The sequence below is a fragment of the Flavobacterium amnicola genome (assembly GCF_004122165.1).
GTDB lineage: Bacteria > Bacteroidota > Bacteroidia > Flavobacteriales > Flavobacteriaceae > Flavobacterium > Flavobacterium amnicola.
Window position 1 is genome coordinate 70,889 of record NZ_SBKO01000001.1, and the last position, 13,237, is coordinate 84,125.

General features: G+C 36.3%; 9 protein-coding genes. 3 read left to right on the forward strand and 6 right to left on the reverse strand.

Annotated elements, in window-relative coordinates:
• Positions 1-114: 114 nt before the first annotated feature.
• The 3 genes from EQG63_RS00390 to EQG63_RS00400 all read left to right on the forward strand — a co-directional run bounded on the left by EQG63_RS00390 (position 115) and on the right by EQG63_RS00400 (position 2,898).
• Positions 115-1,563, forward strand: coding sequence for a glyceraldehyde-3-phosphate dehydrogenase (locus EQG63_RS00390; RefSeq protein ID WP_129433124.1), 1,449 nt, complete (start codon positions 115-117; stop codon positions 1,561-1,563).
• 86 nt (positions 1,564-1,649) lie between these two features.
• Positions 1,650-2,375, forward strand: a complete 726-nt coding sequence (locus EQG63_RS00395; protein ID WP_129433126.1) for a sulfite exporter TauE/SafE family protein — start codon at positions 1,650-1,652, stop codon at positions 2,373-2,375.
• Position 2,376: 1 nt separating this feature from the next.
• Positions 2,377-2,898, forward strand: coding sequence for a GNAT family N-acetyltransferase (locus EQG63_RS00400; RefSeq protein WP_129433128.1), 522 nt, complete (start codon positions 2,377-2,379; stop codon positions 2,896-2,898).
• Here EQG63_RS00400 and EQG63_RS00405 read toward each other — a convergent pair whose 3' ends face one another.
• From EQG63_RS00405 to EQG63_RS00430, 6 genes are all read right to left on the reverse strand, one after another.
• A complete protein-coding gene (locus EQG63_RS00405) occupies positions 2,899-4,188 on the reverse strand; it encodes a peptidoglycan endopeptidase (protein WP_129433130.1) in 1,290 nt (429 codons plus the stop codon). It lies immediately after the preceding gene.
• 121 nt (positions 4,189-4,309) lie between these two features.
• On the reverse strand, positions 4,310-6,574 hold the full coding sequence (locus tag EQG63_RS00410) for an aconitate hydratase (protein WP_129433132.1): 2,265 nt from the start codon (positions 6,572-6,574) through the stop codon (positions 4,310-4,312).
• Between the two features lie 127 nt (positions 6,575-6,701).
• Positions 6,702-9,473, reverse strand: a complete 2,772-nt coding sequence (locus tag EQG63_RS00415; protein WP_129433134.1) for a bifunctional aconitate hydratase 2/2-methylisocitrate dehydratase — start codon at positions 9,471-9,473, stop codon at positions 6,702-6,704.
• A gap of 174 nt (positions 9,474-9,647) precedes the next feature.
• Complete coding sequence (locus EQG63_RS00420) at positions 9,648-10,775, reverse strand: acyltransferase family protein (protein WP_129433136.1); 1,128 nt, start codon at positions 10,773-10,775, stop codon at positions 9,648-9,650.
• Positions 10,776-10,781: 6 nt separating this feature from the next.
• Positions 10,782-11,735, reverse strand: a complete 954-nt coding sequence (locus EQG63_RS00425; RefSeq protein ID WP_129433139.1) for an AAA family ATPase — start codon at positions 11,733-11,735, stop codon at positions 10,782-10,784.
• 135 nt (positions 11,736-11,870) lie between these two features.
• A complete protein-coding gene (locus tag EQG63_RS00430) occupies positions 11,871-13,223 on the reverse strand; it encodes a peptidylprolyl isomerase (RefSeq protein ID WP_129433141.1) in 1,353 nt (450 codons plus the stop codon).
• Positions 13,224-13,237: the final 14 nt, after the last annotated feature.

Genomic DNA, 13,237 nt, shown 5'->3' on the forward strand with positions numbered 1-13,237 from the left:
TTAAAAATCAATCCCGATTCGTCGGGATTTTTTTATGCAAAAAAAGTGCAAAAAAAGTTTACGAAAACGTTTGAAATAGATACTTTTGCACCATAAATTTTTTTAATTGTAAAGATGAACAACACAACTGTTTACGAAAAAGAATTAGCTTTTCAAGCCGACAGAAGAAAAGCTGCTGTAGAATTTATTAAAATTGTTAGCGATTTGTGGTATGACAAATCAATTGAAATGGTTTTATTTAGAAACCAATTGATTGACAGAAATGTAAGTGATATTATGAACTTACACGAATATGCTGGCGAATTTGTACAAAAACCAATCAACGTGTTTGATTCGGTTGAAATTTTAAGAGCTATTGAATCGCTTGATTTACCACCTTCAAGAATCGATATTGGTAAATTAACTTTCGAATACCATTTAGAAGACAATAAATACAACGATGCCAAAGCATTTGTAATTGACAAATTAAAAGATGCTAAAAACACACACGACATCAAACCTAAAGATGTAGTATTGTATGGTTTTGGACGTATTGGACGTTTATTAGCGCGCGAATTAATGTCGAAAGCTGGAAAAGGACAACAATTGCGTTTACGTGCGATTGTAACTCGTGATAAAAATGATGCAGTATTATTAGAAAAACGTGCTTCTTTATTACGCTATGATTCCGTTCACGGTGATTTCGAAGGATCTGTTCAAGCGGATGTAGAAAACAATGCGTTAACCATTAACGGAACAACCGTTCACATCATCACTGCCAATTCTCCTGAAGAAATTGATTATACAGCTTACGGAATCAACGATGCCTTAGTGATTGATAACACGGGAGCTTTCACTACGGAAGAAGCGTTACGTCGTCACTTAAGCTCAAAAGGCGCTGATAAAGTATTATTGACAGCTCCAGGAAAAGGAGTTCCAAACATTGTTTATGGAGTAAATCACGAAGAATACAATCCAGACGAAGTAAACATCTTCTCTGCGGCTTCTTGTACTACCAATGCTATTACTCCGGTTTTAGCAGCAATGGAAGAAACTTTAGGAGTTGTTAAAGGACACCTAGAAACGATTCATGCGTATACCAATGACCAAAACTTGGTCGATAACATGCACAAAAAATACCGTCGTGGAAGAGCTGCTGCTTTAAACATGGTAATCACTGAAACTGGTGCTGGAAGCGCTGTTGCTAAAGCCTTACCAAGTTTAGCTGGAAAATTGACTTCAAATGCGATTCGTGTACCCGTTCCTAATGGATCTCTAGTAGTTTTAAATTTAGAAGTAAACAAAACAACTACGGTTCAGGATTTGAATAACATCATGAAAAAATATGCTTTAGAAGGAAACTTAGTAGAGCAAATCAAATATTCATTAAACAACGAATTGGTGTCTTCAGATATCGTTGGAACTTCGGCTCCAGCTATTTTTGATAGCAACGCTACTATTGTTTCTGCCGATGGTAAAAACGTAGTAATGTATGTATGGTATGACAACGAATATGGCTATAGCCACCAAGTAATTCGTTTGGCGAAATATATTGCTAAAGTAAGACGTTATACGTATTACTAGTAGCAGGGTCAAGCTTTTTAAAATAACAATCCGTTTCAAGAAATTGAAGCGGATTTTTTTGTTACTTTTATACAAAACTTCAACAATTGGAATTCCTCATTTACTTTATTCTACTTGCCTTATTAGCCGAAATTGTGGGCACTGTTGGAGGATTCGGCTCTTCCCTACTTTTTGTTCCAATTGCCAGTTATTTTTTTGATTTCCATTCGGTATTAGGCATTACCGCCTTATATCATTTATCCAGTAATATTTCCAAAATATACTTTTTTAGAAAAGGATACGATAAAAAATTGATTCTTTATATTGGTATTCCTGCGGTGCTTTTTGTAGTTATTGGTGCCTTCCTGAGTAAATATATCAATGCTGCAGTTTTAGAAATTTTACTATCACTCTTCTTAATTTGTATCAGTTTGCTTTTCATTTTGAAAGAAAATATAAATTTCAAACCGAGCAATCGTAATTCGATTATTGGTGGAACTTTTTCGGGTTTGTTAGCAGGTTTATTAGGAACAGGTGGCGCTATTAGAGGGTTAACTTTGGCCGCTTATAATTTAAAACCCGAAGTTTTTATTGCTACTTCAGCCATTATTGATTTGGGAATTGATTTAAGTCGAACAGTAGTTTACGGCATGAATGGATATTTACACAAGGATGACTTGTACCTCATTCCAATACTATTTGTTGTCAGTATAGTAGGAACGTTTATTGGCAAAAAAATCGTTTTGAAAATTCCGGAACAACAATTTAAAAAGATTGTTTTAATTTTAATCTTTATCACTGGAGTCAGCACTTTATTAAAAGTTATTTTATAAAATGAATATACAGCCAATTTTGGAAAATGAATTCGTACGATTAATTCCGTTACAAGTAACCGACTTTGAAGAGTTGTATGAAGTAGCTTCCGACCCCTTAATTTGGGAACAACACCCAAACAAAGACCGTTACAAACGAGAAGTGTTCCAAAACTTTTTTGATGGAGCCTTACTTTCCTGTGGGGCATTCAAAATTATAGATTTGATTACTGGAAATTGCATTGGAAGTACCCGTTTTTATGATTTAGACATCGAAAACAAAAGCATATTAATAGGCTATACATTTTACAATCGAAACTATTGGGGCTCTACTTATAATCCAAAAGTCAAAAAGTTGATGTTAGAGTATGCTTTTCAGCATTTAGAAAAGGTGTTTTTTCATATTGGCGCACAAAATATTCGATCTCAAAAAGCCATTGAGCGATTAGGCGCCACGAAAGTGAGGGAAATCAATATTGCTTATCATGGCGAACCCGAAAAATTAAACTTTGAATATGTAATTCAGAAAAAAGACTGGTACTAATTAATTTTCCAAAACTCTATTTACCTGTACAAATCGTTTGGCATAATAGGCCTCTTTGGTAGACGAAACGATAACTCCTGCACTGGTAGAAGAGTGAATAAATTTGATTTCATCTTCTAACACTTCGGTGATCATACCCACATGACTTACCCCTCTACCACTAGTCGCGAAGAAAATTAAATCTCCTTTTTGGGCTTGTGATTTATTAATTCTGACTCCAGCATTGGCTGCCATATCACGTGAAGAACGCGGCAAAGTCATTTCGATATTTTTAAACGTGGCAAACATTAACCCCGAACAATCAAATCCGCCATTACCTGTTGCTCCGCTTCGATAACGCGCCCCTAAATTCTCGGAAGCTTTCGCAATTAAAAACTCGGCTTTCGTCATGTTTTCAGGAGAAAGTGGCACTACTTCTTCAATTGGCATTTCAGCTTGGGTAACTTCAGAGGCTTCTTCGTCAGTTTCTTCAATTTGAGGCTTAACTTGAACTATTTCCTCATTTTTATCCGATTCTACTCTACCAATAATCTTAAATTGACTTTTTGTTTTTTCAACTTTCTCTTTTTTATTCTCAGCAATTGGAGTTTCGTTTGTCGCTACTTCTTTTTTTTCCTCAAGAATAGTTGCCTCCTTTTTTACTCCATTTTTAATCACCAACTTAGAACCAATGGCTAAACCTGATTTGATAGTTGGATTGAGAGCCTCCAATTCGGCAATGGTTATTCCGTATTTTCTTGAAATGCCGTATTTGGTTTCTTTGGCTAGTACCTCATGAATAATTTCTTCATTTGAAGAATTATGATTCACTTTCGGTTCAATCTTAGCTGCTATTTCAACTTTTTTAGGCGTTTCTTTTTTAACTTCTTGGATTTCTTTTTTGGATTTTGCTACGACTGTATTTGAAACTCCAGTTGGTATAGTCACTTTGGCGCCAATTTTTAAACCTTCGGTTTCAATAAATGAATTGGCTTCTTTTATTTTTTCGATACTAACGTTGTATTTTTTTGAAATTCCGTACAAGGTTTCTTTCGGCAACACTTCGTGAACAGTGGGTTCGACAGTTGCAATCGATTGATTTTTATTTGGAATTTGCAATACCATATCCAATTTCAATCCGTTTTTTGCTTTTGGATTTAATTCAAATATTTCCGATTGCTTGACTTGGTATTTTTGTGCTAAACTATAAACCGTTTCCCCTTTGGTCACCTTATGATTTATTGCTTCTTGCGAAAAAACCACCGTAGACAACAGAATAAAAACTAAGAGTGTGTGTTTTTGAAAAGACATATATTTTATTTCGCAATTAGAACCAATTGCTATTTACAAGGTTCGCAAGATACCAAAAAACTCCCAGTATCACTGGGAGTTTTAACATTATTTTAAACATTAATAGTTTTAATCGCTATACTTAAGCTTTACCAGCTGCAATTAAGTTTAAGGCCGAACCAGCCACAAACCAACCAATTTGACTTTCGTTGTACGTGTGGTTGGCTAAAATAATATCTTTTGAACCATCAGCGTGGGTAAACTCTAATGTTAATGGTTTCCCTGGTGCAAATTGGGTCAAATCTAAGAAATTAATGGTGTCATCTTCCTGAATTTTATCGTAATCCGCTTCGTTAGCAAAGGTCAATCCTAACATTCCTTGTTTTTTTAAGTTCGTTTCGTGTATACGTGCAAACGATTTTACTAAAACCGCAGTAACCCCTAAGAAACGCGGTTCCATGGCTGCATGCTCACGAGAAGAACCTTCACCATAATTGTGATCTCCCACAACAATGGAAGGAATTCCTGCGGCTTTGTAAGCTCTGGCAACTGCAGGCACTTCATCATATTCTCCTGTTAATTGGTTTTTAACCGAATTGGCTTTACCATTGAACGCATTTTCTGCCCCAATCAACATATTGTTCGATATATTATCTAAATGTCCACGGAAACGTAACCAAGGACCCGCCATAGAAATATGATCTGTAGTACATTTTCCAAAAGCTTTGATTAACAATTTTGCACCTGTAATATTTTTACCATCCCAAGGCGCGAATGGGGCTAATAATTGCAATCGATCAGAAGTTGGAGAAACAATCACCTCTACGGAAGAACCATCAGCAGCTGGCGCTTGGAAACCAGCATCTTCTACAGCAAAACCTTTAGTTGGCAATTCGTCTCCTTTCGGTGGATTTAATTTTACTTCCTGACCACTATCACTCAATAAGGTATCGGTTAGTGGATTAAAATCTAATCTCCCAGATATTGCAATCGCCGCCACCATTTCGGGCGAAGTTACAAACGCATGTGTATTTGGATTCCCATCCGCTCTTTTAGAAAAATTACGGTTAAAGGAGTGAATGATGGTGTTTTTTTCTTGTTTGTCAGCACCAGCTCTGTCCCATTGACCGATACAAGGTCCGCATGCATTGGTAAATACTTTAGTTCCCATTTTTTCGAACGTCGCAATGATACCATCTCTTTCAATAGTATATCGAATTTGTTCCGAACCAGGATTAATTCCGAATTCTGCTTTAGGTGTTATTCCTTGCGCGACAGCCTGCTCCACAATGGACGCTGCTCTCGACATATCTTCATAAGAAGAATTGGTACAAGAACCTATTAAACCCCATTCTACTTTTATTGGCCAACCGTTTGCTGCAGCTTCTGCTTTCATTTTAGAAACTGGAGTTCCTCGATCTGGTGTGAAAGGTCCATTAATATGGGGTTCTAATTCGGATAAGTTAATTTCGATTAATTGATCAAAATAAGGTCCTGGATTCGCATACACTTCTTTATCAGCGGTCAAGTAATCAGCAACTTTATCCGCCGCATTTACTACATCTTGACGACCTGTAGCCGCTAAATATCTTCTCATGGAATCATCATACCCGAAAGTGGAAGTTGTAGCTCCAATTTCTGCACCCATGTTACAAATGGTTCCTTTACCTGTACACGACATAGAAGTAGCGCCTTCACCGAAATATTCAACAATAGCTCCAGTCCCTCCTTTGACAGTAAGAATATCGGCTACTTTTAAGATTACGTCTTTTGGCGATGTCCAACCGTTTAATTTGCCCGTTAATTTTACTCCAATTAATTTTGGAAATTTTAATTCCCAAGACATTCCCGACATGACATCAACCGCATCGGCACCACCTACCCCAATTGCTAACATCCCTAGGCCACCCGCGTTTACGGTGTGCGAATCGGTACCAATCATCATTCCACCTGGGAATGCATAATTTTCTAAAACGATTTGGTGAATAATCCCTGAACCCGGTTTCCAGAAACCAATTCCGTATTTATTAGAAACCGAAGAAAGGAAATCGAAAACCTCTTTTGATTGCTTGTTGGCGAAAGCTAAATCGGTAGCTGCGCCATCTTTTGCTTGAATTAAGTGATCACAGTGTACTGTTGTTGGAACAGCAACTGTTTTTTTACCGGCATGCATGAATTGCAATAATGCCATTTGAGCTGTCGCATCTTGACACGCCACTCTATCGGGAGCAAAATCTACATAATCAACACCTCTTTTATAAACACTTGAAGGCGTTCCATCCCACAAGTGGGAATACAATATTTTTTCGGTAAGTGTAAGTGGACGCCCCACCAACTCGCGTGCTTTATCGACACGTGCTGCCATGTTTGCATACACTTTTTCAATCATTTCAATATCAAAAGCCATAAGATTTATTTTTTTGTTGTGTTATTCCATTCTAACCTACCAATTTACAAAAATTATAGTTGCAATAAAAGAAAAAGCCCGAGTTTGTCAACTCGGGCTTTGAAATTATAGTCAGTAAATCAAAAAATTAATTCGCTAATAATTTGTGAGAAGGTGCGAATTTAGTTAAGTTGATTCCTTCAACAGCTTCTTTATATTCTTCAATAGAAGGGGTTCTTCCTAAGATTGTTGACAATACAACAACTGGTGTAGAAGACAATAACGATTCTCCTTTTTTAGTATCTGTATCTTCTACCACTCTACCTTGGAAAAGACGTGTAGACGTTGCCATAACGGTATCTCCTTTAGCAGCTTTTTCCTGGTTCCCCATACAAAGATTACAACCTGGACGTTCTAAGTATAACATGTTTTCGTATTCGGTACGAGCAGCCCCTTTTGGCGCGTCGTCATTGAATTCGAAACCAGAATATTTTTGTAAAACTTCCCAATCCCCTTCTGCTTTCAACTCGTCTACAATGTTGTAAGTTGGAGGCGCTACCACTAACGGCGCTTTAAATTCCACTTTACCTTGTTGCTCTTCGATATTTTTAAGCATTTGCGCCAAGATTTTCATGTCTCCTTTGTGCACCATACACGAACCGATGAATCCTAAATCTACCGTTTTTGTTCCTCCGTAGAAAGAAAGCGGACGGATAGTATCGTGAGTATATCGTTTAGAAACATCTGCATTGTTTACGTCTGGATCAGCAATCATAGGTTCTGCGATTTGATCTAAATCGACTACCACCTCAGCGTAGTATTTTGCATTCGCATCAGGACGTAAGGCTGGTTTTTCCCCCGATCTGATTTCAGCAATACGTTTGTTTGCTTTATCAATTAATCCTTGTAATACTTGCTTTGCGTTATCCATTCCTTTATCAATCATGATTTGGATTCTGCCTTTCGCAATTTCCAATGATTCGATTAAGGTTTCATCTTCTGAAATACAGATTGATGCTTTTGCTTTCATTTCAGCCGTCCAATCGGTAAATGTAAAGGCTTGATCAGCGGTTAATGTACCGATATGCACTTCGATAATTCTACCTTGGAACACATTTTCGCCACCAAATTGGTGTAACATTTGCGCTTGCGTTGCATGCACCACATCACGGAAATCCATGTAACTTGCCATATTTCCTTTGAACGTTACTTTTACCGATTCTGGAATTGGCATTGATGCTTCACCTGTAGCTAAAGCTAAAGCCACAGTACCCGAATCGGCACCGAAAGCCACCCCTTTAGACATACGAGTATGCGAGTCACCGCCAATGATGATAGCCCATTCGTCAATAGTAATATCATTAAGCACTTTATGAATAACGTCGGTCATTGCATGGTAAACCCCTTTCGGGTCACGAGCAGTGATCAATCCGAAATCGTTCATAAACTTCATCAATTTCGGGATGTTAGCCTGTGCTTTTTTATCCCAAACTGAAGCGGTATGGCATCCAGATTGGTATGCACCATCAACGATTGGAGAAATTACGGTAGCTGCCATAGATTCCAATTCCTGAGCTGTCATCAAACCAGTAGTATCTTGTGAACCTACAATGTTTACCGTCACACGAACATCAGAACCTGCATGTAATGCTTTTTTAGAAATTGTTCCTACCGAATTCCTATTGAAGATTTTTTCAACTGCAGTTAAACCTTGACCATCAATAGAAACCTCTTTTGAAGGAGCATACACAAGTGGCGCTTCAATTCCTAAAGTCTTCGCAGCAAACGTTTGAAGTTTTTTACCAAATACGATGGCATAAGAACCACCCGCTTTGATAAACTCCATTTTTTGAGGCGTAAACGCTTTAGAAACATCAATCAACTCTTGATTTCCGTTGTATAATTTTTTTGATTTTGTATTGATTGTTAAAACAGTCCCCGTTGCTACTGAGTACTTTTGTTCTAAAATAGGATCACCGTTTTCATCACGAACTATTTCACCGTTAGCATCTGTTTTCTTTACCCAGTTTTTAAGGTCAAGACCAATACCTCCAGTTACATCAACTGTGGTAAGGAAAATTGGAGAAATTCCGTTTGTACCCCCAACGATTGGAGCAAAGTTTACAAATGGAACATAAGGACTTGCTTGTTTACCTGTCCAAAGTGCCACGTTATTTACCCCTGACATACGAGAAGAACCTACACCCATTGTTCCTTTTTCGGCAATTAACATTACTGATTTATCTGGATGTTGTGCTTGTAAAGCTTTAATTTCCTCTTGAGCCTCAGGCGTAATCATACATTTTCCGTGTAATTCACGATCAGAACGCGAGTGTGCTTGGTTTCCAGGTGAAAGTAAATCTGTTGAAATATCTCCTTCACCAGCAATGAACGTTACCACTTTGATTTCTTCAGCCACTTCTGGAAGTTTTGTAAAGAATTCTGCTTTAGCATAACTTTCTAATATTTCTTTTGCAACAGCATTCCCTCTTTCAAAAGCCACTTTTAGACGATCCATATCGGCATCGTACAAGAAAACTTGTGCTTTCAACACCTCAGCAGCTTGTTTCGCAACAGCCTCGTCATTTCCTAAAGCCAAGTCCAACAATACTACGATTGAAGGCCCACCTTTCATATGCGATAATAATTCGAAAGCATAAGCTGGAGTGATTTCAGTAACAGTGGCTTCGCCTAAAATAATTTCTTTTAAAAATTTCGCTTTAGCGCCAGCCGCCGGAGTTGTTCCAGGCAATGTATTGTAGATAAAAAACTTAAGAGAATCTTCTCTATTTGGATTGTTTACATCTTTGATTTGCGAAATTATTTCGCTTAATAATTCTGCACCGTCAATTGGTTTTGGGTGTAACCCTTGACCTTTACGTTCTTCAATTTCTTTAATGTAATCTTGATAAGTATTCATTTTAGAAGTTTTATTTTTTATTGTCCAAATTTACAAATTAGCGCTATTGTTTGAAAATTTTTCAGATAAATAAGTTAATTGATTTGCATTTTTTATCAAAAGACAAATTTGACACCGTTTTTTTAAATAAAACTCAAAAAATAGAATAAAAAAATAGCAATTTCAAATTAGAAATTAGTTGTTTTTAACTTCTCTAAGACGTGTCATTGGACTTTCAAAATATTTATACAACAAATAAGAAAATACAAACGTAATCATCCAATAAGTCACTGTGTATAAACCCAATGAAAATCCAGCCAAAGTATCGGATGGGAAAATCTCTTTAATTAAATGCAGTATAATTGTGTAGTGAAGTAAATAAATACTGTAGGATATCACGCTAATTAAGGTGATCCATTTGGTAAAAAGCATCGATCGAAATTGTATTGTGGTTAAAAAAGGCAATAGCAAACAAATGGCGATGGAGTTTAAAGGTAAAAACAAGACATTAAAGAAAAACGGAAATTCTTCCACATTTATTCCCAGGGCAAAAATGAAGATGTGTAAGGTGAGTAAAATAGTCAAACCTATATTAAAACATAGCCTTTTCAAAGTATCTGAAATGGCATAGTTGTGGACAACATAAAAAGCGATAAAACCATAATAGATTGCATCTAATCTATAAATAGTCACTTTACGAAGTTTTTCATTCCAATCGGACAAACTGTGAATGACGTGTGTTTGGTTAAAATAGTAGCGTATTAGCCCGAAGATTAGAATAACTAGAAGCGACATGATTACAAAAAGCTTCCCTTTGTCTTGTTTTGGAAAACATTTGATTAGGAAAAATAAGGAAATCGGACCTACAATATAACAAAACTGCTCTACCGCTAAACTCCAAGCTATTCTGAAAAAAGCAGGTGAAGTCGTGGTAATATTTTGAAGATAAAAGAAATACAAAAATAATTTTTCTGGAATTTCTTTATAAATACAAATCCAAAGAATTAAATTGATCAACAATGCCAAATAATAGTTGGGCAGTGTTCTAAACCAGCGTCTTTTCAGAAAAACAAAAACATCGTGTAAGGAATAATCTTCCTTCTGAATCAATTTCAACACTATTTTTCCAATTAGGAAACCACTAATTACAAAAAATATTTCGACACCAATGGTTCCGCTCAATCGCATTAACCAGCTGATAAGGGAAGGATAATAATTACTAATCCATAAGGAATGGGAAAATACCACTAATGAAATCGCGATACTCCTTGCTAAATCTAGACCAGGATATCTGTTTTCTAAGGTAACTTTAAGTCCGAGCATTAAAAATTAAAACAATTTCTTAATAATCATTTCTTCGGTGATTCCTTCGGCATCGGCTTTGTAGTTTTTAATAATTCTATGACGCAAGATTCCCGTAGCTACTGCTTGTACATCTTCAATATCGGGTGAAAATTTACCATTCAAAGCCGCATGTGTTTTGGCTGCTAAAATTAAATTTTGTGACGCACGAGGTCCTGCACCCCAATCGATGTAATTTTTAATATAATCGGTTGCTAAAGCATTATCTGGTCGTGTTTTAGACACCAAGGTCACCGCGTACTCGATTACGTTATCTGTCACTGGAATGCGGCGAATTAAATGCTGAAAATCGATTATTTCCTGTGCGCTAAACAACGGATTCACTTTTTCGGTAAAATCGGATGTTGTACTTTTTACCACTTGTACTTCTTCCGCAAAAGAAGGATAATCTAATTTTATGGCAAACATAAAACGGTCCAATTGTGCTTCTGGAAGCGGGTAAGTCCCTTCTTGCTCGATCGGGTTTTGCGTTGCCAATACGAAAAACGGCAATTCTAATTTATAATGATGTCCGGCTACGGTTACCGATTTCTCCTGCATCGCTTCTAATAGCGCCGCTTGTGTTTTGGGTGGGGTACGATTGATCTCATCGGCCAAAATAATATTGGAAAAGATAGGCCCTTTAATGAACTTAAAATTTCGGGTTTCATCTAGAATTTCACTCCCCAAAATATCGGAAGGCATTAAATCGGGTGTAAACTGAATACGCTTAAAATCTAAGCCCAAAGCTTGTGAAATAGTGTTAACCATTAAGGTTTTTGCTAATCCAGGAACTCCGACCAATAGTGCATGTCCTCCAGAAAAGATACTCAACACAATTTGATTGACAACATCCTCTTGACCTACAATTATTTTTGCAATTTCTTTTTTTAGTTCTTGTTGCTTTTGAACTAAATTTTGAATGGCGGTAACGTCTGACATTTTTAATTTGAATATTAATGCTTCGATACTTAAACTGTGCTCTCACAGAGTATCTCAACATGACATTAGTAAAAATAAAAAGAGTTAATTCTATGATTTCATAAAACTAACTCTTTTATCTGAATTAATAAAAATTTATTTTTTTAACCAGTTGTTTGTATAAGTACAATCACGGTATTCTCCGTTTATTTTGATGTGTGTTTCTTTAATTTTTTCTTCACTCCATTTTGCAATGGCTTTCAATTGTTTTTCTTTTAAAGCCAATTCTTTTAGACGAATGTAATCTTTAGAATAATCGGCAGTATGCTCGTTGAAACGATTGGTAACTGTCATGATTTTGTAAAATTTTCTACCCGTTCTATCGTCTTCGGAAACAGCATAAGAAACTTCACCATCTTTTAAATTCGCCACAACCGAATACATTGCTGGATCCATTTTTGTCAATTCAAAACGCGTATCTTGTGTTTTTGGATTGGTTAAAACACCACCATCATTTTTAGTTTCTTTTTCTTCCGACATGGTACGAGCTGCTTCTGCGAAAGTGATTTCTTTGTTCAAAATCTTTGTACGGATAGATTCTGCTTTTTCTTTGGCCGCTTTTAAAGCAGCTTCCGGAACTTTTGGAGCAATAACAATATGTCTTAATTCTACATCTTGTCCTTTGATTTTATCAACTTGAATGATGTGATATCCAAATTCTGTTTCAAAAGGCTCTGAAATTTCCCCTTCTTGCAAACTAAACGCTACATCTTTGAATTCTTTAACAAACTGAGTTTTACGGTTCATTTTGTAATACCCACCATTGTTTTTAGATCCAGGATCTTCTGAATACAGAACCGCTTTAGTAAAAAAACTAGCGCCATTTTCTTGGATGTCCTTTTTAAAAGCTTTCAATTGATCAATAACTGCTTGTTTTGCTTCTTTTGAAACCTCAGGTTTTATTACAATTTGAGCTACTTCCATTTCGGCACCGAAAACAGGCAAGTCATCTTTTGGAATTGCTTTAAAAAAATCACGAACTTCTTCTGGTGTGATTTTCACTTCGTCAACAATCTTTTTTTGCATTTCTGAAGTCAACTTGTTCATTTTGATAATATCAAACAATTCGGTTTTAAAATCCTCAACACTAGACTTTTTGAAATATTGCACTACTTTTTCCATAGAACCTAATTGTTCTACCATATAGTTCAGTTGCTCGTCTAATTTTTGATTCACTTCAGTATCGGTCACCACAATACTATCTTGAATCGCTTGGTGCGCGTATAATTTGTCTTCTAATAATTTTCCGAACATTTGGCAACGAGAAATTTCTTTAGTCTCAACGCCTTGTTGTTTTAATTCTAAATAGGTCTTATCGATATCTGAATCTAAAATCACATAATCTCCCACGACACCTACAACTCCATCGATTTTTGTCTTTTGTGCAGACGCAGAAATAGTTACCAGTAAAAAGGCAGCAAAAAGACTTATTTTTTTAATTAATATCATTTGTATTTAATTTA

What these genes read in the sequence shown, in the direction of transcription:
- EQG63_RS00390 (WP_129433124.1), top strand. Translation starts at nt 115, where the DNA reads ATGAACAACACAACTGTTTACGAAAAAGAATTAGCTTTTCAAGCCGAC.
- EQG63_RS00400 (WP_129433128.1), top strand. Translation starts at nt 2,377, where the DNA reads ATGAATATACAGCCAATTTTGGAAAATGAATTCGTACGATTAATTCCG.
- EQG63_RS00405 (WP_129433130.1), bottom strand. Translation starts at nt 4,188, where the DNA reads ATGTCTTTTCAAAAACACACACTCTTAGTTTTTATTCTGTTGTCTACG.
- EQG63_RS00410 (WP_129433132.1), bottom strand. Translation starts at nt 6,574, where the DNA reads ATGGCTTTTGATATTGAAATGATTGAAAAAGTGTATGCAAACATGGCA.
- EQG63_RS00415 (WP_129433134.1), bottom strand. Translation starts at nt 9,473, where the DNA reads ATGAATACTTATCAAGATTACATTAAAGAAATTGAAGAACGTAAAGGT.
- EQG63_RS00420 (WP_129433136.1), bottom strand. Translation starts at nt 10,775, where the DNA reads ATGCTCGGACTTAAAGTTACCTTAGAAAACAGATATCCTGGTCTAGAT.
- EQG63_RS00425 (WP_129433139.1), bottom strand. Translation starts at nt 11,735, where the DNA reads ATGTCAGACGTTACCGCCATTCAAAATTTAGTTCAAAAGCAACAAGAA.
- EQG63_RS00430 (WP_129433141.1), bottom strand. Translation starts at nt 13,223, where the DNA reads ATGATATTAATTAAAAAAATAAGTCTTTTTGCTGCCTTTTTACTGGTA.